The 22542-nt window shown below is 70.2% G+C and carries 25 protein-coding genes; 3 read left to right on the forward strand and 22 right to left on the reverse strand.

Going from position 1 to position 22542, the window contains the following annotated elements:
• Nucleotides 1-11 precede the first annotated feature (11 nt).
• A complete protein-coding gene (locus ACMGDM_RS00565) occupies nt 12-221 on the reverse strand; it encodes a YdcH family protein (protein ID WP_436802195.1) in 210 nt (69 codons plus the stop codon).
• A 194-nt stretch (nt 222-415) separates the two neighbouring features.
• Here ACMGDM_RS00565 and ACMGDM_RS00570 point away from each other — a divergent pair, with 194 nt between their 5' ends.
• Nucleotides 416-574: a YdcH family protein gene (locus ACMGDM_RS00570; RefSeq protein WP_183920558.1), complete on the forward strand. Its 159-nt coding sequence runs from the start codon at nt 416-418 to the stop codon at nt 572-574.
• 74 nt (nt 575-648) lie between these two features.
• On the opposite strand, the gene ACMGDM_RS00575 is transcribed toward ACMGDM_RS00570, so the two are convergent.
• Both ACMGDM_RS00575 and ACMGDM_RS00580 read right to left on the reverse strand, forming a co-directional pair.
• On the reverse strand, nt 649-1116 hold the full coding sequence (locus tag ACMGDM_RS00575; protein WP_436802196.1) for a hypothetical protein: 468 nt from the start codon (nt 1114-1116) through the stop codon (nt 649-651).
• On the reverse strand, nt 1113-1865 hold the full coding sequence (locus ACMGDM_RS00580; RefSeq protein WP_436802197.1) for a prepilin peptidase: 753 nt from the start codon (nt 1863-1865) through the stop codon (nt 1113-1115). Before ACMGDM_RS00580 ends, ACMGDM_RS00575 begins: the two co-directional genes overlap by 4 nt.
• Before the next feature lie 290 nt (nt 1866-2155).
• On the opposite strand from ACMGDM_RS00580, the gene ACMGDM_RS00585 reads away from it, so the two are divergent.
• Entirely contained in the window at nt 2156-3343 is a 1188-nt protein-coding gene (locus tag ACMGDM_RS00585; RefSeq protein ID WP_436802198.1) for a thiolase family protein, read from the forward strand.
• Between the two features lie 184 nt (nt 3344-3527).
• Here the strand turns inward: ACMGDM_RS00585 and ACMGDM_RS00590 are convergent, their stop codons facing one another.
• The 18 genes from ACMGDM_RS00590 to ACMGDM_RS00675 form a co-directional block, all read right to left on the reverse strand.
• Nucleotides 3528-3947, reverse strand: a complete 420-nt coding sequence (locus ACMGDM_RS00590) for a Dabb family protein (RefSeq protein WP_436802199.1) — start codon at nt 3945-3947, stop codon at nt 3528-3530.
• Between the two features lie 250 nt (nt 3948-4197).
• Nucleotides 4198-6282, reverse strand: coding sequence for a prolyl oligopeptidase family serine peptidase (locus ACMGDM_RS00595; protein ID WP_436802200.1), 2085 nt, complete (start codon nt 6280-6282; stop codon nt 4198-4200).
• Nucleotides 6283-6682: 400 nt separating this feature from the next.
• Nucleotides 6683-7681 (reverse strand): quinolinate synthase NadA, encoded by a 999-nt coding sequence (gene nadA, locus ACMGDM_RS00600; protein ID WP_436802201.1) that lies wholly within the window; start codon nt 7679-7681, stop codon nt 6683-6685.
• A gap of 37 nt (nt 7682-7718) precedes the next feature.
• On the reverse strand, nt 7719-8426 hold the full coding sequence (locus ACMGDM_RS00605) for a DUF4230 domain-containing protein (protein ID WP_436802202.1): 708 nt from the start codon (nt 8424-8426) through the stop codon (nt 7719-7721).
• On the reverse strand, nt 8411-9274 hold the full coding sequence (locus ACMGDM_RS00610) for an MBL fold metallo-hydrolase (RefSeq protein ID WP_436802203.1): 864 nt from the start codon (nt 9272-9274) through the stop codon (nt 8411-8413). Before ACMGDM_RS00610 ends, ACMGDM_RS00605 begins: the two co-directional genes overlap by 16 nt.
• Before the next feature lie 78 nt (nt 9275-9352).
• A complete protein-coding gene (locus ACMGDM_RS00615; protein WP_436802204.1) occupies nt 9353-10897 on the reverse strand; it encodes a M56 family metallopeptidase in 1545 nt (514 codons plus the stop codon).
• Entirely contained in the window at nt 10894-11262 is a 369-nt protein-coding gene (locus tag ACMGDM_RS00620) for a BlaI/MecI/CopY family transcriptional regulator (protein ID WP_436802205.1), read from the reverse strand. The genes ACMGDM_RS00615 and ACMGDM_RS00620 overlap by 4 nt, the downstream gene beginning before the upstream one ends.
• A gap of 374 nt (nt 11263-11636) precedes the next feature.
• Entirely contained in the window at nt 11637-11975 is a 339-nt protein-coding gene (grxD, locus tag ACMGDM_RS00625) for a Grx4 family monothiol glutaredoxin (protein ID WP_277979712.1), read from the reverse strand.
• 24 nt (nt 11976-11999) lie between these two features.
• Nucleotides 12000-12233 carry a BolA family protein gene (locus ACMGDM_RS00630; protein ID WP_183920569.1) on the reverse strand — a complete coding sequence of 78 codons (234 nt, stop codon included), beginning with the start codon at nt 12231-12233 and terminating at the stop codon, nt 12000-12002.
• Between the two features lie 7 nt (nt 12234-12240).
• The gene (locus ACMGDM_RS00635) at nt 12241-12564 is read right to left on the reverse strand and encodes a DUF1476 domain-containing protein (RefSeq protein WP_277979711.1); all 324 of its coding nucleotides are present in this window, start codon (nt 12562-12564) and stop codon (nt 12241-12243) included.
• A 334-nt stretch (nt 12565-12898) separates the two neighbouring features.
• Nucleotides 12899-13900 carry an NADPH:quinone oxidoreductase family protein gene (locus tag ACMGDM_RS00640; RefSeq protein ID WP_436803601.1) on the reverse strand — a complete coding sequence of 334 codons (1002 nt, stop codon included), beginning with the start codon at nt 13898-13900 and terminating at the stop codon, nt 12899-12901.
• A complete protein-coding gene (gene leuD, locus ACMGDM_RS00645) occupies nt 13863-14492 on the reverse strand; it encodes a 3-isopropylmalate dehydratase small subunit (RefSeq protein WP_436802206.1) in 630 nt (209 codons plus the stop codon). The genes ACMGDM_RS00640 and leuD overlap by 38 nt, the downstream gene beginning before the upstream one ends.
• Before the next feature lie 132 nt (nt 14493-14624).
• Nucleotides 14625-16052 carry a 3-isopropylmalate dehydratase large subunit gene (gene leuC, locus ACMGDM_RS00650; protein WP_436802207.1) on the reverse strand — a complete coding sequence of 476 codons (1428 nt, stop codon included), beginning with the start codon at nt 16050-16052 and terminating at the stop codon, nt 14625-14627.
• 384 nt (nt 16053-16436) lie between these two features.
• Entirely contained in the window at nt 16437-17126 is a 690-nt protein-coding gene (locus ACMGDM_RS00655; protein ID WP_436802208.1) for a glutathione S-transferase family protein, read from the reverse strand.
• Between the two features lie 4 nt (nt 17127-17130).
• A complete protein-coding gene (locus tag ACMGDM_RS00660; RefSeq protein WP_436802209.1) occupies nt 17131-17766 on the reverse strand; it encodes a 3-oxoacid CoA-transferase subunit B in 636 nt (211 codons plus the stop codon).
• Complete coding sequence (locus ACMGDM_RS00665; RefSeq protein WP_436802210.1) at nt 17766-18731, reverse strand: HAD family acid phosphatase; 966 nt, start codon at nt 18729-18731, stop codon at nt 17766-17768. Before ACMGDM_RS00665 ends, ACMGDM_RS00660 begins: the two co-directional genes overlap by 1 nt.
• Nucleotides 18728-19444 (reverse strand): CoA transferase subunit A, encoded by a 717-nt coding sequence (locus ACMGDM_RS00670; RefSeq protein WP_436803602.1) that lies wholly within the window; start codon nt 19442-19444, stop codon nt 18728-18730. Before ACMGDM_RS00670 ends, ACMGDM_RS00665 begins: the two co-directional genes overlap by 4 nt.
• A 15-nt stretch (nt 19445-19459) precedes the next feature.
• Nucleotides 19460-20101, reverse strand: a complete 642-nt coding sequence (locus ACMGDM_RS00675) for an HAD-IA family hydrolase (RefSeq protein ID WP_436802211.1) — start codon at nt 20099-20101, stop codon at nt 19460-19462.
• A 338-nt stretch (nt 20102-20439) separates the two neighbouring features.
• Here ACMGDM_RS00675 and ACMGDM_RS00680 point away from each other — a divergent pair, with 338 nt between their 5' ends.
• Nucleotides 20440-22086 (forward strand): thiamine pyrophosphate-binding protein, encoded by a 1647-nt coding sequence (locus ACMGDM_RS00680; protein ID WP_436802212.1) that lies wholly within the window; start codon nt 20440-20442, stop codon nt 22084-22086.
• 232 nt (nt 22087-22318) lie between these two features.
• On the opposite strand, the gene ACMGDM_RS00685 is transcribed toward ACMGDM_RS00680, so the two are convergent.
• Nucleotides 22319-22519, reverse strand: coding sequence for a CsbD family protein (locus tag ACMGDM_RS00685; RefSeq protein WP_436802213.1), 201 nt, complete (start codon nt 22517-22519; stop codon nt 22319-22321).
• Nucleotides 22520-22542: the final 23 nt, after the last annotated feature.

Consider the following 22542-nt stretch of genomic DNA (forward strand, 5'->3'; position numbering starts at 1 on the left):
CGGGCGCGCGGTCAGGCGATGATGTCGGGGACGATCTGGTCCTCCAGCAGCGCGATCTCGTCACGCAGCCGCAGCTTGCGCTTCTTCAGCCGCATCAGCTGGAGCTGATCGGTGCTGCCGCCCTCACCCAATGCGGCGATCGCATCGTCGAGATCACGGTGCTCGACGCGGAGCATGTTGAGCCGCGCCGCGATCGCCGCCTCATCCGGATCCGCCTGCATCAACCGCCCACCCCTTTTGTCGCGCCGACGGCATAGCAGCGACGCCCGCGGCGCGCTTGGCCGATTTCGCGCGTCGCGCACGAGTCATCGCATCTTTGTCGCGATCGAGCGTCCGCCATCAAATGACACGCGACTTCTTCGCTGTTTCGTGGTTCACTCCCCAGTTCCGTTCAACCAAGATGGAGGCTACTGCCATGCAGACCGCGCACCTCTCGGCCCTGGAAGCGAAGCACGCGACGCTCGAACAGCGCATCGCCAGCGAATCGCAGCGACCGGCGCCGAACACGATCGTGATCGCGGACCTGAAGAAGCAGAAGCTCAGGCTGAAAGAGGAGATCGACTCGTTGCACTGACGCGCGCGTCAGCAGCATGAGCGCGGAGGACCCGGCGGACACGTTCCGCCGGGTCTTTCTGTTACGCGGGAGTGTCAGCGTGACGTCGCGGTCGCGCCCGGCGCGCAGCCGACCAGCCCGGCGAGGGGCACCACCAATGTGTCCTGCCCGGCGCGATCGAGCCGCAGCGTGGCGCTCGGCACCGCGGCGCCGTTGTTGAGATTGGGGCGCGGCTCGATCGTGAGCTGCACCGTCGCGGTGACCTCGCCGCCGCGGTAGACCGTCTCCGCGTTGAAGCCGAGCGACGCATTGCCGGTCGCGCCCGCGCGGGCGAGGTCGCGGGTGGTGCCGTCGAGCACGATCCGCAGCGTCGCCGGGTCGGCGGTGACCATCGCGGCGAGCACGCGCGTCTGTCCGGTCGAGAAGAGATAAGCGGCGCAACCGCGCGCGGGCAATTCCTGCCGCGGCAGCGTGCCGAGCGGCAGGCCGTCGATCGAGTCGGGCGGGGGCGCGGCGGGGGCAGCGGCGACCTGCGCCAGCGCCAGCAGGAGGGCGAACGTCATGGCGCCGAGGCTACCATGACCAGCCAGGCGGGATAAGCCGCGATCGCGAGCAGCGTGCCGAGCGGCAGCGCGTCGTCACGCGCGAGCCCGCGCCCGCGCAGGTACTGGAACGCGACCCAGCCGAGCCCGACCAGCCCCGCCACCAGCACCACCACCGGCAGCAGCCGCCAGCCGAGCCACAGCCCGATTGCGCCGAGCAGCTTCGGGTCGCCCCCGCCCAGACCGTCGCGTCCGCGCCAGGCGCGATAGCCCGCCGCGACGAGCCACAGCAACGCGAAGCCCGCAACGCCGCCGATCGCGCGCTCGGCGAGATCGGGCGGGCACCACCAGGCGGTTACCGCGCCGCCCAGCGCGAGCGCCGCGACGAGCTCGTCGGGCAGCCAGAAGGCGCTCGCGTCGAGGATCGCGAGCACGAGCAGCAGCCAGCCGAACAGCGCCCCCGCCGCACCCTCCCACCCCGGCGCGGCGAGCCCGGCGGCGACGCCGATCGCGACGCAGCCCGCCTCGACGAGCAGGTGCCGCGGGTCGATCGCGGCGCCGCAGCGGCGGCAGCGCCCGCGCGCCACCGCACCGCTGATCAGCGGGACCAGCTCGTGCGCGGCGAGCGTCCGCCCGCACGAGTCGCACGCCGAGCGGCCGGTCAGCACCGAGCGCCCGGCCGGCCAGCGCACCGCGATCGTCGCGAGGAAGCTCCCGACGATGGCGCCGAGCACGCCGAGCAGCGCGGGCCAGACGAGCGCGTCAGCCATGGGGTTGGTGTCGCGGCGTCAGCCGATCCCTGGTCGTCACCCCGGCGAAGGCCGGGGGCCAGTTGGGAGGGCCGTGGCGGCTTATATCCAGCGTTTCCCGCCTGGGCTCCCGCTTCCGCCGGGGGGGCCGCGAAAGTGAGGCAGACTCCCGCGAACCGACGCTCGGCTTCACCACCCTGTCCCACTCGCCCACGATCGCCGCACTGGTCACCCGCGCCGCCTAGCGGTTTGTAAAGCACCCTGCGAGGGCCTAGATGCGGCGCACCATTCGGAACGAGAGGAATCCCGCCATGGCCACCGATCCCGTCGTCATCCTGTCCTACGCGCGCACGCCGATGGGCTCGATGCAGGGCAGCCTGGCGGGGATGAGCGCGAGCGAGCTCGGCGCGGCAGCGGTGAAGGCCGCGGTCGAGCGTGCCGGGGTCGATGCCGCTGTGGTGGAGCGGATTTACATGGGCAACGTGCTCTCGGCCGGCGTCGGCCAGGCACCCGCGCGCCAGGCCGCGATCCGCGCCGGGCTGGGCGAGCATGTCGAGGCGACCACGCTCAACAAGGTGTGCGGCTCGGGCATGCAGGCGGCCATCCTCGGCAGCGATGCGCTCGCCGCCGGCTCAGTCGACCTCGTCGTCGCGGGCGGGATGGAGAGCATGACCAACGCGCCCTATCTCTCCAAGGCGCATCGCGGCGGCGCGCGGATCGGCCACGACCGATTGTTCGACCATATGTTCCTCGACGGGCTCGAGGACGCCTATGAGCCGGGCAAGGCGATGGGCGTGTTCGCCGAGGACACCGCGCAGGAATATCAGTTCACGCGCAAGGCGCAGGACGATTTCGCGATCGCCTCGCTCCAGCGCGCGCAGGCGGCGCAGCAGAGCGGCGCGTTCGATCGCGAGATCGTCAGCGTCGAGGTGGTCGGGCGCAAGGGCACGACGACGGTGAGTGCCGACGAGCAGCCGAGCAAGGGTGACATCACCAAGATCCCGACGCTCAAGCCGGCCTTCGCCAAGGAGGGTACGATCACCGCGGCCAACGCCTCGTCGATCTCGGACGGCGCCGCCGCGCTGGTGCTGACCCGGCTGTCGGTGGCGGAGAGACTGGGGATCAAGCCGGTGGCGCAGATCGTCGCGCACGCCGCGCACGCGCATCGCCCCGCGCGCTTCACCACCGCCCCGGTGCCGGCGATGAAGAAGGTGCTGGAAAAGGCCGGCTGGAGCAAGGACGAGGTCGACCTGTGGGAGGTCAACGAGGCCTTCGCCTGCGTCGCGATGGTGGCGATGCAGGAGCTCGCGCTCGATCACGAGGTGGTGAACGTCAACGGCGGCGCCTGCGCGCTGGGTCACCCGATCGGCGCCTCGGGCGCGCGCATCCTGGCGACGCTGCTGGCCGCGCTGGAGAACCGCGGGGCGAAGCGCGGCGTCGGCTCGCTGTGCATCGGCGGCGGCGAGGCGGTGGCGATGGCGGTCGAGCTGATGAACTGAGGGGGCGGCGAGGAAGACTCGCGCGGCTCAAGGCGCGCGCGCTCCCGCCAGCTTCCGCACCGGCGCACGCCGGGGTCCAGGTGGGGCACGCTTGTGGCCTCACATCGGCCATCCCACCTGGGCCCCGGCGACCGCCGGCGCGGCACGTGTGAGGGGCTAGGCCACTGCTTCCCGCCCCCTCACCTCACGCGCTGAGCACGTCGTACACCGTCACCTTGCGCCACAGCGGCTCGCACGCGGCGACGAAGGCGCGGTGGATCGGGTGGTCCTGATAGGCCTTCTGGTCGGCGACGTTGTCGAAGAACATCAGCTCGGACACGTCCCAGCTCGAGTCGATCACGTCGCGCTGCTCGGTCGGCGCGGGTACGCCGATATGGAGCCCGCGCAGCGCGGGAATGCCCGCCAGCGTGCGCAGCCCCGCGATCAGCTTGGCGCGGTCGGTCGCGTCGCCGGGGTTCTTGAGCCAGAAGAAGACGTGATGGACCACCTTCGCCGGGATCGCGGGGGCGGCCGCCTCTGCCTCGCTCGCCGCGCCGGTCGCGGCGGCCGCACCGGCACCGCCGAGCGCCATCATCATCATCAGGTCCCGCCGGCTGCTCTCCACGCGCTTGCTCCCGTAAGTGTCTTGGAAGGCACCCTTGTCTGGAAGCGAGCGGGGGCAAGTCAAGGTATTTGGATAAGTGACGGTGCGCCATCCAAGCCGTCCACCCCGGCGAAGGCCGGGGTCCAGGTGGGTCGCCCGCCGTGAGACTCACAGGCGTTCCCCGCCTGCCCCCCGGTGTTCACCGGGGTGGAGGGCGGGCAGCGACGGGCGTCACCCACCAGAGCCCCGGCCTTCGCCGGGGCACACTCCCCTATTTCCCCATCAGCTCGCGCCGCAGGAAGGCGTCGAGCAGCGCGGCGCGGTGGGCGTCCTCGGCATGGTCCGCGCCGACGGCATGGCCGCCCTCGAGGTACTCGTGGAAATAGACCGGATTGCCCTTGGCCTTGAGCAGCGCCGCGAGCTTGCGCGCGTGGCCGGGATGGACGCGATCGTCCTTGGTCGAGAGATAGAAGAAGGCGGGCGGGTAGCGCACACCGTCGCGAACGTTCTGATACGGCGAATAGCGGTGGATGAAGGCCCAGTCCGCGGGCTTGTCGGGATCGCCATATTCGTCGATCCACGACGCACCGGCGGACAGGTGCGCGTAGCGCTTCATGTCCTCCAGCGGCGAGCCAGCGATGATCGCGCCGTACAGATCGGGCCGCTGCGTCAGCGCCACGCCCACCAGCAGCCCGCCGTTGGAGCGCCCGGACACCGCAATCTTCTTCTTCGCCGACACGCCCGTGCGGACCAGATCCTCGGCGACGGCGTGGAGATCGTCGTAGACGTTCTGGCGCTTCTCGCGCAGCCCAGCCTGGTGCCAGCGCGGGCCATATTCGCCACCGCCGCGCAGATTGGCGAGCACATAGGCGCCGCCCTGCTCGACCCAGAAGAGCGCCAGCGGCCCGGCGCGATAGGGCTGGCCGGTGAGATAGGTCGGAGTCTGCGCCAGCTTGAACCCGCCATAACTGTGGATCAGCGCGGGCGCGGGTGCCGTCGCTCCCTTCTTGGTGACAAGAAAGTATGGCACGCGCGTGCCGTCGCGCGAGGTGGCGAAGCGCTGCGTCACCGCAAACTGGCTGGCGTCGAAGCGCGCCGGCAGCGACTGGACGACCCGCGGTGCGCCCCGCTCGCCCGCGAGGTACAGCGTCGGCGGCGTCAGCATGCCCTCGACCGAGACGAAGGTCTCGTCGCTGGCCCCGATCTGGGTCGCGAGATGCACCGTGCTGTTGCCCGGCAGCGCCACCGCTTGCTGCACCCATGTGCCATCGCCGCCGCGACGCAGCGCGAGCAGCTTGCCCGAGACGTCGTCGAGCAGCTTGACCCAGAGCACGTGATCGCTCGCGCCCGCCTCCTCGATCGCCTGCCGCTCGGTCGGCGCAACTACCAGCTCGGGCGTCGCGCGGCGACCGGCGGCGATGTCGGCGAGCGACCAGGCGACCAGCGCCCCGGCGGGGAAGCGGAGCGCGGGCTGGCTCAGCCGCGCGACGACGCGGCCGTCGATGACCTCCATCACGTCGGCGTTCTTGGGCAGGCCGAGCGGGACGAAGCGGCCGTCGTCGGTGCCGAGCAGCAGGGCACGGTCGAAGAAGCTGCGCCCGACGCTGATCATCGGCCAGCGGCGCGTCGCGTCGACGAAGGTGAGCGGGGTCACCTCCACCGCGGTGACCGGCGACTCATGCACCAGGCGCGCGTCGGCGAGCGGGGTGCCGCGCTTCCACCGTTTGACGATGCGCGGATAGCCCGACTCGGTCAGCGAGCCCCTGCCCCAGTCGGTCGCGACCAGCAAAGTGTCCCGGTCGATCCAGGTAGCGTCGTTCTTGGCCTCGGGCACGACGAAGCCGCCCTCGACGAAGCGGCCGGTCGCGAGGTCGAACTCGCGCACCACCTGCGCATCGGTGCCACCGTTGCTGAGCCTGACGAGGCAGCGTGTATAGGCCGGCTCCAGGCAGCTCGCGCCGTGCCACACCCAGCTCTTGCCCTCCGCCTTGCCGAGCGCGTCGACGTCGATCAGCGTGCGCCATTGGGGCTTGCCCGCGCGATAGTCGGCGAGCGGCGACACGCGCCACAGCCCGCGCGGGTTGCGCGCGTCGCGCCACAGGTTGGTGACCTGCTGGCCGAGCACCGCGTCGGGGTCGGCGATCTGCGCCTCGTCGTCGACGATCTCGCGCGCGCGGGCGCGGTCCTGCTGGAAGCGCGGATCCCTGGTAAGCGCCGCCTCGGTCTCGGCGTTCCACGCCTTGACCTGGTCGAGCGCGCGCGTGCCCTCGATGTCCTCAAGCCAGCGATAGGGATCGGCAGCGGGTGCGGCGGCGGCAATCAGCGGCAGGAGGGCGAGCGGGAGAAAGGTCTTCATCGCCGCCCTGCGTAACGGCGGCGACGACGGAGGGGAAGCGGCCGGGTGACATGCGATGGTGGAGGAGGAGGGCGGAAGAGGAGTAGCCGCTCTGTACCCTCTTCACCCGATATCAGCCGTCATCCCGGACTTGTTCCGGGATCCACTGTTCCACGCACCCAGGTGCCGGTGAGAACATGGACGGGTGGATCCCGGACCAAGTCCGGGATGACGGAAGGAGGAGAGCAACGGAGGTGGTGGTGCGAGTGGTGAGTCGCCACGCTTTCCTCCTCACCGCCGTCATCCCGGCCTTGAGCCGGGATCCATGTTTCCGCAGGAGCAACGAGCGTGGTGTGCGCCGCGCCCTGGATCCCGGCTCAAGGCCGGGATGACGAAGGAAGATGACCGCGCCCCGGCGCCCTCAATCCCCCGTCACCTTCACCTTGCCGAGGTCGCCCTGCCCCACCGTTGCGCCGGCCAGGCTCATCATCGCGTCGAGGCTCTTCTTGGCCTCGAGCCGCAGCCCCTCCTCGATCTCGATCCGCGGGGTAAGGTCGCGCAGCGCGAGGTACAGCTTCTCCATCGTGTTGAGCGCCATGTACGGGCAGATATTGCAGTTGCAGTTGCCGTCCGCGCCCGGCGCGCCGATGAAGCGCTTGGTCGGAAGCGCCTTCTCCATCTGGTGGATGATATGCGGCTCGGTCGCGACGATCAGCGTGTTGCCCGGCATCGCCATCGCATATTCGAGGATGCCGCGGGTCGAACCAACATAATCGGCATGGTCGAGGATCACCGCGGGGCATTCCGGATGCGCCACCACCGGCGCGCCGGGATGTTCGGCCTTGAGTTTGAGCAACTCGGTCTCGCTGAACGCCTCGTGGACGATGCACACGCCCGGCCACAGAATCAGCTCGCGCCCGGTCTTGCGCGCGAGATAGCCGCCGAGATTGCGATCGGGGCCAAAGATGATCTTCTGCCCGGCCGGGATCTTGGCGAGGATCGTCTCGGCCGAGGAGGAGGTGACGATGACGTCGCTCAGCGCCTTCACCGCGGTTGAGCAGTTGATGTAGGTCAGCGCGATCGCGTCGGGATGCTGCGCGCGGAAGGCGGCGAACTGCTCGGGCGGGCAGCTGTCCTCCAACGAGCAGCCCGCATCCATGTCGGGCAGCACCACGGTCTTCTGCGGCGACAGGATCTTGGCGGTCTCGGCCATGAAGCGCACGCCGCAGAAGGCGATCACGTCGGCGTCGGTCGCCTGCGCCTTGCGGCTGAGATCGAGGCTGTCGCCGACGAAGTCGGCCAGGTCCTGGATCTCGGGCTTCTGGTAATAATGCGCCAGGATCACGGCGTTGCGCTCCTTGCGGAGGCGGTCGATCTCGGCGCGCAGGTCGAGCCCGGCGAGGTTGGTCGGCTGGTCCATGGCTGCGCAGATGGCCCGGCAACGCCGCCGGATCAAGTCAGCTGCTGTTGCCGAGCACTTCCTCGAGCGAGCGGGTCAGGTCCCAGCGCTCGCTGTTACCGTCGCGCGGCTCGCCGGCGAAGCGCACCGTCACGGTTACGGGCAGGCCCGCGGCGTCGAGGCTGCCGGCGAACAGCCGCTCCAGCGCGGCGCGGCCGTTCTCGCGCGCCTTGCGCATGTTCTCGGGCTCGCGCGCCTTGGCGGCGACCACATTCGTCGCCTTGGCCGACACCATCTTCTGCAGCTCCGCCATCGCGCCGCGCGGCGGCAGGAAGCCGGTGGTGGTGTCGAGCGTGACGCGGCTCTCGTCGACGTTGGGATTGCCGACGACGACGTCGGGCACCTCGACCAGCAAGGTGCGCCGGCGCGCGTCATAGCGGAAGTCGCGCGGCGCGAGCGCGCCGAGGTCGACGAAATAGTCGACGTCATACGGCGCCTTGATCAGCCGCACGTAGCGCAGCCAGCCGAACATTCGCGTGGTGGCCGCGGTGGACTGAACCGTGCCCGCGAGATGGCTGACGCGCAGATCGCTGCTGCCGTACAGCCGCCCGGCGACCACGCGCGCCACCGCCACCCCGTCGTCGTCCGTCGAGGCGGTGTAGCGCTCGGTATAGTAACGGTAGCCGACGAAGGTCGCGACCAGGATCGCGGTGGCGATCGCCAGCGACACCAGCAGCTTGCCCAGCCCCGTCAGATGATCCGCCACGCGCCCTCCTCCTGCGCTGCCACGCCGCGCCGCTCCAGATCGATCAGATGCGCCAGCACCGAGCGCGCCGCCGCTCCCGCCAACCCAGCGTCGAGCCCGACGTACATACGCTCGACCAGCGCGGCGACGCTGTGCGGCGCGGTGGTGAGCAGCCGGACGATCTGCCCCTCGCGCTGCTTGCGATGCCCGAGCATGCCGCGCAACAGCCGCCGCGGCCGTGCCACCGCCTCGCCGTGGCCGGGGTAATAGACGCGGTCGTCGCGCGCGAGCAACGTCTCCAGGCTGGCGAGGTACTCGCTCATGTCGCCGTCCGGCGGCGAGATCACGCTGGTGGCCCAGCCCATGACGTGATCGCCCGAGAAGAGCGCCTGGCTCTCCTCCAGCGCATAGGCGAGATGCTGGCTGGTATGGCCCGGCGTGGCGAGCGCGGTGAGCGTCCAGCCGTCGCCGGCGACGCGGTCGCCGTCAGCGAGGACACGATCGGGGGCATAGTCGCGATCGAACGCGGCGTCGACCGCACCGCCCTCGCCCGCCTCGCCGCGGACCGCGGCGGCGGCACCGACGATCGGTGCGCCGGTCGCTCTGGCGAGCGCGCGCGCGGCGGGAGAATGGTCGCGGTGATGGTGGGTGATCAGGATCGCGCGGACCGGGCGTCCGGCAATCGCAACGTCGAGTGCGGCGAGATGCGCGGCGTCGTCGGGCCCAGGATCGATCACCGCGACATCGTCACCCCCGACGATATGGGTCTGCGTGCCCGTGTAGGTATAGGCCGAGGCGTTGGGGGCGAGCACGCGGGTGACGAGCGGCTCGAGCGGCACGGCCACGCCGGTGGGAGGAGGCTTCGCCATCGCGCCACCAGATGGCGGCTGCGCGACGACGAAGCAAGCGGGAGGCGAAGCGAGCGGGGGCGAAGCGAGCGGCGCGGCTCAGTCGTCGTCGCGCTGCGTCATCTCGTCGCGCACCTCGCGCATCGCTTCCTCGACTCCGCGGACGGCGTCGCGTCGCGCCTCGGCGGGCATGTCGCGATTGGCGGCAAGCTGGGCGCGGGTCTGCTCCAGGCTCGCAAGTGCGGTGCGCATCGCAGTGACGCGCTGACCACGCGCCGCCGCCGCCGCGCGGCCGGCCTCGCGTGCGGCACGCTCGACATGATCGGTGCAGATCACCGTGACGCGCTGGCCGCCCTCCGTCGCGTTCATCACGAAGCGCGTCGGCGCGCCGCCGCAGCGGCGGCTGGCCACCGGCGGTACCGGCGGGACCGGGGGGACCGGAGCGAAGGCGGGCTCGGGCGGCAGCGGCGCGAGCGGGGGCAGCGGCGGGGTCGGCACCGGGTGCGCCGCGATATAGTCGGCCGCTTCCTGATCCTCGTAGGTGGCCACCCGACCGTCGTGGACGATCGTCACGCGCTGGCCATGACGGCCGGCTGCTGGTGCGGCGGGCACGCTCGGCACCGCCGGCGCGGCGGGCGGCGCGGGGAAGGACGCCATCAGCGACAGCGCGTCGCCGAAGTCATGCGGGTCGATCCCGACCGCCTCTTCGACCCCGCCGCGCATCCGCTCCGCCGCCTGGGTGCCCGAGGCGGTGAGCCCCAGCGCGCCGAGCGCGATCACGGCGGTGGCGGCGACGCCGAGCGTCGTGCGGGTGCGCGAGGCGCGCGTCCTGCCCAGCATGCGCAATCTCCCTTTCAGGTCCTTGACGGTGTGAAGATGGCAGGTGGCGGTGACGGCGCGGCCGTGCGCCGCCTTGACGATCGCGCAGCCGTAGGCGTGGCGCGATGCGCCGCCGAGCCGCGCGAGCACGCCCGCGTCATTGGCCATCTCCTGGTCGGCGCGGAAGGCGCGGAAGGCGATCCAGGCGAGCGGGTTGAACCAGTGGAGCGCGAGCACCGCCAGCGCCACCCAATTGGCGACGAGATCGCCGCGGCGGTGATGGCCGAGCTCATGCTCAAGCGCCAGCGCGCGCTCCTCGGCGTCGAAGCGGGCGGCGAAGTCGCGCGGGAAGGCGACGACCTTGTCGAACACGCCGAACGCCACCGGACCGCTCGCCGCCTCGCTCTGCACGATCGTAATGCCGCCGATCTGGTCGAGCGCGATACCCTGCCGCAGCAGCCGGTAGCGGAAGCGCCAGTAATCGGCGATCTGCCACAACAGCAGCGCGACCGCGCCCGCAGCCCAGGTGCCGAGCACGATCGCGGGCAGCAGCGACGCCGTCTCGGGCACGAGCGCGGGCAGCGCGGCGACCGGCTCGAGCACCTGCGCGAATGGCTCGGCGGCGGGCAGCGACGAAAGCGTCGGCAGTGCCTCGCCGCGCCACCCCGCGGGCAGCGGCGGCAGCAGCAGCCGCAGCGCCGGGATCGCCCATAGAGCATAAGCAACCGGCGCCCCGAAGGTCCGCCGCACCGGCGCGCGCAGCACCAGCACCGCCAACATCAACAGCGCCGACGCGAGCAGCGCTTCCATGGCCCAGGCGATCATTGCTTCAACTCCCGCAGAAGTGCCTCGATGTCGGTGATGTCCTGCTCGGTGAGCGCGTCGCGCTCGGCGAGGTGCGCGACCAAAGGGGTGAGCCGGCCGCCGAACAGCCGATCGATCAGCCGACGCGACTCGCCCGCGACATAATCCTCGCGCTGCACCGCCGGCGTGTAGAGATAGCGCCGCCCGTCGACCTCGTGGTGCACCGCCTCCTTGGCGAGAAGCCGGCCGAGCAGCGTCTTCACCGTCGCGGCGCTCCAGCCGCGCGCGGGATCGACCCGCTCGGCCACGTCCTGCGCAGTGAGCGGGCTGTCGTCCCACAGCACCTCCATCACCGCATGCTCGGCATCGCTGATCCGCTCGGCCACGACTCGCTCCTCACTGATTACGGCTGTAATCGTTTCGATTACGCTTGTAGTCAATGCCGCTACGCAGTTGAGGAGCGTGGTATTTCTTACACCCGTTTAAGCATGTGCGGCGTGCTCATCCTGCGCGGAGCGCCGGCACGCGGGATCAAGAGCCGCGCGGGTGCGCCACCCGAGAACCGACGCGCGCGGACCAGGCGTGTGTTCGCCGAAATGTAGGAGAGCATGACGCTCCACATATGCGTCACCCCGGCGAAGGCCGGGGTCCAGCTGGGGGACGCACGTGAGACTCACGACGGCCTTCCCATCTCGACTCGGCCTGCACCGGGGTGACAAGAACATGTTCGACGAGGGAGTGTGTGCCCCCCTCCAGTCTGCTACTTCGCCTCGGCCGCCGCGGCGCCGGCGTTCTGGAACAGCTCGGCCAGCTCGCCCGATTCGTACATCTCCATCATGATGTCCGAGCCGCCGACGAACTCGCCGCCGACATAGAGCTGCGGGATCGTCGGCCAGTCCGAATAGCCCTTGATCCCCTGCCGGATCGCCTGATCCTGCAAGACATCGACGCTCTCGAACGTCACGCCGAGCCGCTCCAGGATCGCCACCGCACGGCTGGAGAAACCGCATTGCGGGAACAGCGGCGTACCCTTCATGAACAGCACCACCGGATTGTTCTTCACCACCGCGTCGATGCGGGCGTTCGTGTCGTCGGTCATCGCTTCAACCCTCTTGTACCGCGCTTATTTCGGGACGGCGGTGGTCAACTGCAAGGCGTGCAGCACGCCGCCCATCCGCCCGCCCAGCGCGGCATAGACCGCCTGATGCTGCTTGACCCGCGGCATGCCCGCGAACGACGGCGCCACGACGCGCGCAGACCAATGGTCCCCGTCGCCCGCGAGATCGGTCATCTCCACCTCGGCATCGGGGATGCCTGCCTTGATCAGCGCGGCGATTTCCGCCCCTTCCATCGGCATGTCCGTCTTACTCCGACTGCAGCAGCTGGCGCCGCGCCTCGATCGTCTTCTCCTCGAGCGCGCGGCGTACCGCCGCCTCCTCGACGTCGACGTTGGCGGCGGTGAGGTCACCGTACACCTTGCGCACCACGTCCTCGTCGCCGGCCTCCTCGAAGTCGGCCTGGACGACCGCCTTGGCATAAGCATCGGTCTCGGCGGGGGTGAGCTGCATCAGCTCGGCGGCCCATTGCCCGACGAGGCGGTTGCGGCGCGCGACGATGCGGAACGCCACTTCCTCGTCGCGCGCGAACTTGGCTTCGAACGCGCGCTGGCGGTCCTCGAAAGCGGTCATGCTGGTTCCCCACGGTACATCCGTTCGGGATAGTGCGCGCCGGGGCGCGGCGCAACGGGCCGGCGACCGGGGCACGTGGGAGGTCGAGGCAGTCGCCTGCTTCTTCTTCCGTTATCCCGGACCTGTTCCGGGATCCAACGTGCCGCGTGCCCACCGGGACGTAAGAACGCGGAGCAGCGGATCGCGGAACACGTCCGGGATGACGGATGGGGGCGGTGGTACCTGATCCCCCGAATGATGGCGCCATCCAAAAGGGCCGGTCGGGGCGCACACCGCCGCCGTTGCTCACGACGATACGGGGCACCTGGCGACATGGCTGCGGCGACGGTGCAACCTAAGCGCCCACCCGCACCACCAGCTTGCCGACCGCCTCGCGCGCGGCCAGGCGCGCGATCGCCTCGCCGCCGCGCTCGAACGGGAACACCTCGGTGACGCGCGGCGCGATCCTACCCTCGCCCCACAGCTCGAGCAGGCGAGCGATGTGCGCGCGGTTGCGCTCGGGATGGCGCGCGGCGAACGCACCCCAGAAGACGCCGCGCACGTCGCAGCTCTTCAGCAGCGTCAGGTTGAGCGGCAGCCTAGGAATGCCGGCGGGGAAGCCGACCACGAGGTAGCGCCCCTCCCAGCCGAGCGAGCGCAGTGCCGGCTCGGCATAGTCGCCGCCGACGGGATCGAAGACGAGATCGAAACCGTCCGGCCCCGCCGCCGCTTTCAAGCGGTCCGCCAACGCCCGGCTCTGGTCTTTGTCGAACGGCGCGCGATCGTAGACCAGCACCTCGTCCGCACCGGCCGCGCGCACCGCCGCCGCCTTGGCCTCGCTCGACACCGCGCCGACGACGTGCGCGCCGAGCGCCTTGCCCAGTTCGACCGCGGCGAGCCCGACCCCGCCCGCGGCGCCCAGCACCAGCAGCCGCTCGCCCGCGGCGATCGCGCCGCGATCGACCAGAGCGTGGATCGTCGTCGCATAAGTGAGCAGCAGCGCCGAGGCTTCCTCGAAGCTGCGCCCATCGGGCACGGCGTGGAGCGAGTCCGCGGCGAAGCGCAACCGCTCGCTCAGCCCGCCCATCATCGTGTTACCCATCACGCGGTCACCGACCTGCCAGCGGGTGACGCCCTCCCCGACCGCCTCGACCACGCCGGCGATCTCGCCGCCCGGCGCGAAGGGGCGCGTCGGACGCATCTGGTAGCGGTCCTCGATCACCAGCACGTCGGGATAGTTGATCGCGCAGGCCCTTACGGCGACCACCACCTCGCCCGCACCCGCGATGGGATCGGGCAAATCGCCGATCTCCAGCGTGTCAGGTCCGCCGGGCGCCCTCGACAGCAAGGCCCGCATCATCCGCTCTCCCGCCGATCCAGGGCCGCTCGACGCCGAGCCGCTCCTCGAATTTCGAAATCACGGTATCCTTTGCCAGCGTGAGGCCGACCTCGTCCAGCCCCTCCATCAGACAGCGGCGGCGGAAGGGGTCGAGCTCGAACGTGTAGCGATCCTGGTACGGCGTGGTGACCGTCATCGTCTCGAGGTCGACGGTGACCGGATCGGTCTTCGCCACCTCGACGAGGCGGTCGACCGCGTCCTGCGGCAGCACCACGGTGACGATGCCGTTCTTAAACGCATTGCCCGAAAAAATGTCGGAGAAGCTCGGCGCGATCACCGCGCGCACGCCCATGTCGGCCAGCGCCCAGGCGGCATGCTCGCGGCTCGAGCCGCAGCCGAAATTGTCGCCCGCGATCAGGATCGGCGCGCCGGCGTAGCGCGGGTCGTCGAAGAGGTTGCCGGGCTGCGCGCGCACCGTCTCGAACGCGCCGCGGCCGAGGCCGGAGCGCGTGATCGTCTTGAGCCAGTGCGCCGGGATGATGACGTCGGTGTCGACGTTCTTGGCGCCCCAGGGATAAGCGGTGCCGCTGACGCGGGTGACGGGCTGCATCAGCGCGCCGGGTTGCTCGGCGGGATCGCGGGCTTGGCGATCGCCGCATAGGCCGCCACGCCGCTCAGCACCGAGCCGGCGATCAGGAACATGAGCACTTTCTTCATCACGCAACCCCTTGCTTCTTGTGCGTCAGCCCATCAGCTCGCGGACGTCGGCAAGCCGCCCGGTCACCGCCGCCGCGGCCGCCATCGCCGGTGACAACAGATGGGTACGCGACCCAGGTCCTTGCCTTCCCACGAAGTTTCGGTTCGACGTCGAGGCGCAGCGTTCGCCCGCCGGCACCTTGTCGGGATTCATCGCGAGGCACATGGAGCAGCCCGGTTCGCGCCACTCGAAGCCGGCGGCGGTGAAGATCCGGTCGAGCCCCTCCGCCTCGGCCTGGCGCTTGACCAGCCCCGAGCCGGGCACGACCAAGGCGCGCACGCCATCGGCGACATGACGGCCGTTCGCCACCGAGGCGGCGGCGCGGAGGTCCTCGATCCGGCTGTTGGTGCAGCTGCCGATGAAGACGTGCTGGATCGACACGTCCTGCATCCGCATGCCCGGGGTGAGCCCCATGTAATCGAGCGACTTCTGCGCCGCCGCGCGCTTCGAGGCGTCGGCGAAGCTGTCGGGCGCGGGAACGCTGCCGGTGATCGGCACGACGTCCTCGGGGCTGGTGCCCCAGGTGAGCGCCGGCGCGATGTCGCTCGCCTCCAGCCGCACGACCTTGTCGTAGCGCGCGCCGGCGTCGCTCGGCAGCGTGCGCCACCAGTCGACCGCGCGCACCCAGTCCTCGCCCTGCGGCGCCATCGGGCGGCCCTTGAGATAGGCGAAAGTGGTCTCGTCGGGCGCGATCATGCCCGCGCGCGCGCCGCCCTCGATCGACATATTGGCGATCGTCAGTCGCCCCTCGACCGACAGCGCGCGGATCACCTCGCCGGTGAACTCGATGACATGGCCGGTGCCGCCCGCCGCGCCGATCTTGCCGATGATCGCGAGCACCACGTCCTTGGCGCTGACGCCATAGCCGAGCGTGCCGTCGACGCGCACCTCCATCGTCTTGGAGGGCGAGAGGATCAGCGTCTGCGTCGCCAGCACATGCTCCACCTCGCTGGTACCGATACCGAAGGCGAGCGCGCCCAGCGCGCCATGCGCCGAGGTATGGCTGTCGCCGCACACCATCGTCGTGCCCGGCAGCGTGAAACCCTGCTCGGGGCCGACGACATGGACGATCCCCTGCCGCGCCGACAGCGCATCGATATAGGGTACGCCGAACTCGGCGACGTTGCGGCGCAGCGCGGCGAGCTGCTCGGCGCTCTCGCGGTCGGCGATCGGCAGCTCCTGCCCGACGGCATCGGTGCGCGCGGTGGTGGGCAGGTTGTGGTCGGGCACCGCGAGCGTGAGATCGGGCCGGCGCACGCGACGACCGGCGGCGCGCAGGCCCTCGAACGCCTGCGGGCTGGTCACCTCGTGGAGAAGGTGGCGGTCGATGTAGACCAGGCAGGAACCATCGTCTCGGCGCTCGACTACGTGAGCGTCCCAGACCTTCTCGTACAAGGTGCGCGGACTTGGCATAATCTGCGGCTGTTAACCGAAAAGGTCTGTGCCTCCAAGGCAGAGCGATAGGAAATGTCGCGGGTTTTGGCCGGAGACCGGCAGAATGGGTAAGTGCGTAAGTGGCCCTCTCCAGTGGAATGGGTCTGAAAAGGTCGCCCCCCCCCAACTGGCGTCATCCTGAACTCGTTTCAGGATCCACCGTCCCGCAAGCGTCTCCGCGCCTGAGTACGCCGCACCGTGGATCCTGAAACGAGTTCAGGATGACGCCGCTCGGCGGGGAGCCTTTGCTACAGAACGCCTCGGGTTCCTGCGCACGCAGGAACCCAGCGCCGCGAGCGCCCCGCTCGGTCACCCTGGGCTCCTGCCGGCGCAGGAGCACCGCGGCGCGTTGAAAGAACCCGCTCACGCCGTGGCGCGATGATCCTCGGTCACCTCGCCATACTCGGCCACCTCGGCCTCATGTCCTTCCTCGCGGAAGGTCTCGGCCAAAGCGGCTGCCTCCCACTCGCGCGTCGCCGGCTGCGCCAGCAGCGTCTCGACCCAGCGCGCGCCCGCCGCGCCGACGTCGATCCCCCATGCGCGCACGCGGAACGCCACCGGCGCGTAGAAAGCGTCCACCGCGGTGAAATGCTCGCCTGCCAGCCACGGTCCGCCGAACCGCGCCAGCCCCTCGCCCCACAGCTCGGCGATCCGCGCAACGTCGCGCGCCAACGCGTCCGAGCCGCGCGTCGGTGCGATCCGCTGTCCCACCGTCATCGTCCGCTCGCGCCGCAGCGCGCCGAAGCCGCCGTGCATCTCCGCCACCGCGCAGACCGCCCAGGCGCGCGCCGCCTCGTCTGCGGGCCACACGCCGGGGTGGCGCTCGGCGAGGTAAAGCGCGATGCCGAGCGAGTCCCACACCACGCGCTCCCCGTCGGACAGCACCGGCACCTGCCCGGTCGGCGAGAAGGCACGGAACGCCGCGTAATTGTCCAGCGTCGCGAACGGCTCGAAGCGGTCCTCAAACGCGATTCCGAGCGCGCGCATCAGCAGCCACGGCCGCAGCGACCAGCTCGAGTAGTTCCGGTTGGCGGTGATCAGCGTATACGCCATCGTGTCAGGCCTCGTAGTGCGCGCTCGTTTTGGCGGCGACCTCGTCCGCTGTCACCCCCGGCGCAAGCTCGATGAGCCGGAAGGCGCTGTGATGGTCGGGGCGTTGGAACACCGCCAGATCCGTCACGATCATGTCGACCACATCGCGCCCGGTCAGCGGCAGCGTGCACGACGGGAGGAACTTGGGCGCGCCGTCCTTGGCGACATGCTCCATCACGACGATGATCTTCTTGACCCCGGCGACCAGGTCCATCGCGCCGCCCATGCCCTTGATCATCTTGCCCGGGATCATCCAATTGGCGATGTCGCCGCGCTCGGACACCTCCATCGCGCCGAGCACGGTGAGGTCGATGTGCCCGCCGCGGATCATCGCGAAGCTCTGCTCGCTGCCGAAATAGACCGATTGCGGCAGCTCGCTGATCGTCTGCTTGCCCGCGTTGATCAGATCGGGATCGACCTCGTCGTCATAGGGGAACGGACCGATGCCGAGCATGCCGTTCTCGCTCTGCAGCGTCACGGTGATGCCGTCGGGGATGTTGTTGGCCACCAGCGTCGGGATGCCGATGCCGAGATTGACGTAATAGCCGTCGCGCAGCTCGCGCGCGGCGCGCGCGGCCATGGCGTTGCGATCCCAGCTCATCACTTCGCTCCTTCGGCCGGGGCGTCGCCCCAGCGCTTGTTCTGCGGGAAGGTCTCGTCCCAGTCGGTGCCGAGCCCCGTGCCGTAGACCGGGTTGGGCAGCACGAACCACCCCTGCCCCCAGCGCGCCTGGATCGGCCCCACGCTGGCGAGCGCGCGGCGACCGAGCGCGGGCGCCGGGCCGGGCGGGTTGAACAGGTCGGCGAAATCGCCGAGCTGGTCGCCGACGAGCGCGAGGACGCAATAATGCTTGGCGATCTCGAGCCGTCGCGCGTCCTTGCCCGAGCGACCGTCGACATCGCCCTTCAGGTAGAGCGTGTCGCCGTGGCGAAACTCGCCCAGGCCAGCCGCGCGCAGCGCCGCGGCCGTGGCGTCGGCGTTGTCCGCCGAGCGGTTCGTGTTGATCACCATCGTCACGCCGAGCGCACGTAACTGGCGGAACGCCGCGACCGCGCCGGGCACCGCGACGACCTTGTCGGCGCCGGTCCGCTCCCAGCGATCCCAGCGCTTGGCGTCATAAGCCGCGCCGGTGCGCACGTCATTATATTCATAGCCGAGGTTGAGCACCACGGTCTCGTCCATGTCGAGGACCACCGCAGGCGGCAACCCGCTGCACGGGATCGTCTCGGCGCTGGCCGCGGTTGCGCCCGGCACGAGCACCGCCGATTGCGGCCAGCGCGGCAACGTGCCGGCCCGGCGCTCGCTCGGCAACCGCCCGTGGCGGTCGCGCGAACGCTCGATCATGCCGCGAACATAGGCGGTGAGCGCGTTGAAGGTCTGCTCGCTCAGCGCCGCGGCCTCGGCCGAGCCATAAAGATAGGCCATTGCGCCCGCCGGCAGCGCGGCCGGCGCCGACGCCTCGGTCGCGAGACTCGCGACGGGTGGTGGCGGACGCTCGGGGCGAGCGGTCGCGCAACCGGCGAGCAGCGCCGCCGCCGCGCCCGATACCAGCAGCCGTGACGTCACGCCGCACCGGCCTCCGCGCGCGGGCGCGTCGTGCGGAACTCGATTTTCTTGTCATAGGGTGCGCCGACGATCATCCGCTTCACGTAGATGCCCGGCAGGTGGACGTGGTCGGGATCGAGCGCGCCGACCGGCACCACCTCCTCCACCTCGGCGACGCAGATCCTGCCCGCGGTCGCCATCGGCTGGTTGAAGTTGCGCGCGGTCTTTCGGAACACGAGGTTGCCGCTGGTGTCCGCCTTCCAGCCCTTGATGATCGACAGATCGGCGCGAATACCGCGTTCGAGAATATAATCCTCGCCATCGAAGGACTTCACTTCCTTGCCCTCGGCCACCAACGTGCCGACGCCGGTCTTGGTGTAGAAGCCGGGGATGCCCGCGCCGCCGGCACGGCAGCGCTCCGCCAGCGTCCCCTGCGGGCAGAACTCCACCTCCAGCTCGCCGCTGAGATACTGGCGCTCGAACTCCTTGTTCTCGCCGACGTAGCTCGAGATCATCTTGACGATCTGGCGCGTGCGCAGCAGCTTGCCGAGCCCCTCGCCGTCGATCCCGGCATTGTTGCTGGCGACGGTCAGCCCGGTCACGCCCGCAGCCTGGATCGCGTCGATCAGCCGCTCCGGAATGCCGCACAGACCGAAGCCGCCGGCGCAGATCGTCATGCCGTCGAACAGCAGCCCGTCGAGCGCCGCCGCGGCGCTGTCGTAGAGCTTGTCCACCACCCGCTGTCTCCCTCAGAAATGGCCCGGCGTGACGCCGAGCGCCGCGCACAGATCGTCAAGCGCCTGCCCCTCGCCGGTCACCTTGATCGCTGCCATGCCCAGCGACGCGGCGGCCTTGCAGTTCACCCCGAGATCGTCGAGGTAGACGCACTGGTCGGGGCGCTTGCTGAGCGTCTCGCACATCATAAGATAGATGCGCGGGTCGGGCTTGCGGATGCCGACCTTGCTGCTCTCCACCACGTGATCGAAGCGCGCGAGCACCGCAGCCACCGCGGCGACCGCCTGCGGGTCGCGCGGCGTGTCGCCGGCGGGCACGTTGTTGGTGATGCAGCCGATGTGGAAGCCCGCGCGCTTGAGCCAGTCGAGCGCGTGCACCATGCGCGGGCGGACGTCGCCGGAGAGCAGCGCCAGCACGTCGCGCCCGCGCAGCTCATGGCCGATCGCCTTGGCCTCGGCGGCGAAGTCGCGGTCGAAGGTAGCGGCGTCGATCTCGGCGCGCTCGAAGCGGGCCCAGGCGTTGCTGTCCGGATCGGTGGCGTTGAGGCGGCGGATCAGGTCGACCGGCAGGCCGCGCTCGCGCTCCAGCCGGTTGAACGCCGCGAACGGCGAGGAGGTGATCACCCCGCCGAAGTCGAAGATCACCGTGTCCCGCATGGGCGGGATCCTTAGCGGTCGGCGCGGCGAAGGCAATCGGGTGTGCGATGGGTTTGGTACGGTGGTGAGTGCGCGAGTGAATGGGATCGTCGTCTCCTGCGACGAGAACTTTCCCAAGCCAAGCCGTCATCCCCGACTTGGTCCGGGATCCACCGTGCCGCACGCTTTGAAAGCGTCGCTTTCGCGGAGGAGTGAATCCCGGACCAAGTCCGGGATGACGGAAGGTGAGGAGCGTTCCCGAGTCTCGTAACGGGATCCCGCGAGCGGAAAGGAAGCCGCGTCGCTTGGGAACTAATACCCTCTATCGCGAGGCCCTTCGTCGCGGCTAGGCTCGCCGCATGACCGAACCCCGCACCGGTGGACGCTTGCTCGTCGACCAGCTCGTCGCGCAGGGCTGCGACCGTCTTTTCACCGTGCCGGGGGAGAGCTTCCTCGCGGTGCTCGACGCGCTGCACGACACGCCCGCGATCGAGGTGGTGACGTGTCGGCAGGAGGGCGGCGTCGCGTTCATGGCCTGCGCCGACGGTGCGCTGACCCACCGCCCCGGCATCGCCTTCGTCACGCGCGGCCCCGGCGCGACCAACGCCGCGATCGGCGTCCACGTCGCGATGCAGGACTCGCAGCCGATGATCCTGTTCGTCGGCGACGTCGACCGCTCGACGCGCGACCGTGAGGCGTTCCAGGAGATCGACTTCCAGGCGATGTTTGCGCCGATCGCGAAATGGGTGGCGCGGATCGACGACGCTAAGCGTATCCCCGAATATGTCGCGCGCGCTTATGCCACCGCGATCAACGGCCGGCCCGGCCCGGTGGTGCTGGCGCTGCCCGAGGACATGCTGCTCGACAGCGTGACCGCTCCGGATCGCGCGCGCGTCGAGCGCGTCGCCCAGGCGGTCGACGAGGACTCGATCGAGCATCTGCGCGACCTGCTCGCCACCGCCGAAAACCCGCTCGCGATCGTCGGCGGCGCCGGCTGGGACGTGGCCGCCGCGGCGGCGATGGCGGACTGGGCGACGCGCACCGGCGTGCCGCTCGCCGCCGCCTTCCGCCGCCAGGACGCGATCGCCAACGACTGCCCGGCCTATGCCGGCAACCTCGGCTATGGCCCCAGCCCGGCACTGGTCGAGCGCGTGCGCGGCGCCGACCTGCTGGTCGTCGTCGGCGCGCGGCTCGGCGAGGCGACCACCGACGGTTATCAGCTGGTCACGCCCGATCACCCGGGGCAGCGGCTGGTCCACGTTCATCCCGATCCCGAGGAACTGGGGCGTACCTACGCCACCGACCTCGCAATCTGCGCCGGCATGGCCGAGTTCGCAGAGGCGCTGGTGCCGCTCGACGGCGGCGTTCACCCGCACGCCGCGGAGGCGCGCACCGCCTATGAGGCGTGGAGCACGCCGCGCGCCCGCGACGGCGTCGCGCTCGACCTCGGCCCGTGCGTCGCGACGATGCGCGAGAAGCTGCCGGCTGACACCATCATCTGCAACGGCGCTGGCAATTTTTCGGGCTGGTGGCATCGCTACTGGCGCTACGCCGGACCGGGGACACAGCTGGCGCCGACCGCGGGCGCGATGGGCTATGGCGTGCCCGCTGCGGTCGCCGCGTCGCTGCGGCGGCCGGGGCGCAGCGTGGTCGCGCTGGCGGGCGACGGCGACTTCCTGATGAACGGCCAGGAACTCGCCACCGCGGTCCAGCACGGCGCCGACATGCTCGTGATCCTCGTCGACAACGGCGCGTACGGAACGATCCGGATGCACCAGGAGCGCGCATACCCTGGCCGCCCGTCGGCGACGCGACTGGTCAACCCGGACTTCGCCGCGCTGGCACGCGCTTTCGGCGGCTGGGCGGAGACGGTGGAGCGTACCGAGGATTTCGCCCCCGCGCTCGACCGCGCGCTCGCCGAGCGCGGCGTCCGGCTGCTCCACTGCCGCACCGACGTCGAGCAAATCACCGCAGGGCTGACACTAAGCGCGCTGCGGAAGAATTAAGGCAAGCGGGTCGCCGGGTCGGCGACCGGCTTTCAAACCGACTGGCGTCATCCTGACCTTGTTTCAGGGTCCACGGTTGAGCGCCTTCCGCGCTGCTGGGTCTGCGGCGCGGTGGATCCTGAAACGAGTTCAGGACGACGCCGTGTGACGGGGATCGTCGCCCGCTCAACACCCCAATGAGGAGGGCCGCCGCGGTCTCCCGCGACGGCCCTCGGTCACTCGATTCGAACGATCAGATATCGTCGCCAAGCGCGCCCTTCACCTTGCCGGCGAACTGCTGGCCCTTGCCCTTGGTCTCCTGCGCCGCGCCCTCGGCGGCAAGGCGATCGTCCGCGGCCGTACGATCCGCCGGATCCTTGTCCGCCACCGCCTGCTTGGCCTTGCCGACCAGCTCGTTGACATTGCCTTTGATCTTGTCGGTGAGCTCGCCCATCGTCATTCTCCGTCTGGTGTAAC

The organism is Sphingomonas larreae (genome assembly GCF_051400595.1).
Classification (GTDB): Bacteria; Pseudomonadota; Alphaproteobacteria; order Sphingomonadales; family Sphingomonadaceae; genus Sphingomonas.

Coding starts and splice junctions, on each gene's coding strand:
- ACMGDM_RS00565 (WP_436802195.1), bottom strand. CDS start 221: ATGCAGGCGGATCCGGATGAGGCGGCGATCGCGGCGCGGCTCAACATG.
- ACMGDM_RS00570 (WP_183920558.1), top strand. CDS start 416: ATGCAGACCGCGCACCTCTCGGCCCTGGAAGCGAAGCACGCGACGCTC.
- ACMGDM_RS00575 (WP_436802196.1), bottom strand. CDS start 1,116: ATGACGTTCGCCCTCCTGCTGGCGCTGGCGCAGGTCGCCGCTGCCCCC.
- ACMGDM_RS00580 (WP_436802197.1), bottom strand. CDS start 1,865: ATGGCTGACGCGCTCGTCTGGCCCGCGCTGCTCGGCGTGCTCGGCGCC.
- ACMGDM_RS00585 (WP_436802198.1), top strand. CDS start 2,156: ATGGCCACCGATCCCGTCGTCATCCTGTCCTACGCGCGCACGCCGATG.
- ACMGDM_RS00595 (WP_436802200.1), bottom strand. CDS start 6,282: ATGAAGACCTTTCTCCCGCTCGCCCTCCTGCCGCTGATTGCCGCCGCC.
- nadA (WP_436802201.1), bottom strand. CDS start 7,681: ATGGACCAGCCGACCAACCTCGCCGGGCTCGACCTGCGCGCCGAGATC.
- ACMGDM_RS00610 (WP_436802203.1), bottom strand. CDS start 9,274: ATGGCGAAGCCTCCTCCCACCGGCGTGGCCGTGCCGCTCGAGCCGCTC.
- ACMGDM_RS00615 (WP_436802204.1), bottom strand. CDS start 10,897: ATGATCGCCTGGGCCATGGAAGCGCTGCTCGCGTCGGCGCTGTTGATG.
- grxD (WP_277979712.1), bottom strand. CDS start 11,975: ATGACCGACGACACGAACGCCCGCATCGACGCGGTGGTGAAGAACAAT.
- ACMGDM_RS00630 (WP_183920569.1), bottom strand. CDS start 12,233: ATGCCGATGGAAGGGGCGGAAATCGCCGCGCTGATCAAGGCAGGCATC.
- ACMGDM_RS00635 (WP_277979711.1), bottom strand. CDS start 12,564: ATGACCGCTTTCGAGGACCGCCAGCGCGCGTTCGAAGCCAAGTTCGCG.
- ACMGDM_RS00640 (WP_436803601.1), bottom strand. CDS start 13,900: ATGCGGGCCTTGCTGTCGAGGGCGCCCGGCGGACCTGACACGCTGGAG.
- leuD (WP_436802206.1), bottom strand. CDS start 14,492: ATGCAGCCCGTCACCCGCGTCAGCGGCACCGCTTATCCCTGGGGCGCC.
- leuC (WP_436802207.1), bottom strand. CDS start 16,052: ATGCCAAGTCCGCGCACCTTGTACGAGAAGGTCTGGGACGCTCACGTA.
- ACMGDM_RS00655 (WP_436802208.1), bottom strand. CDS start 17,126: ATGGCGTATACGCTGATCACCGCCAACCGGAACTACTCGAGCTGGTCG.
- ACMGDM_RS00660 (WP_436802209.1), bottom strand. CDS start 17,766: ATGAGCTGGGATCGCAACGCCATGGCCGCGCGCGCCGCGCGCGAGCTG.
- ACMGDM_RS00675 (WP_436802211.1), bottom strand. CDS start 20,101: ATGCGGGACACGGTGATCTTCGACTTCGGCGGGGTGATCACCTCCTCG.
- ACMGDM_RS00680 (WP_436802212.1), top strand. CDS start 20,440: ATGACCGAACCCCGCACCGGTGGACGCTTGCTCGTCGACCAGCTCGTC.
- ACMGDM_RS00685 (WP_436802213.1), bottom strand. CDS start 22,519: ATGGGCGAGCTCACCGACAAGATCAAAGGCAATGTCAACGAGCTGGTC.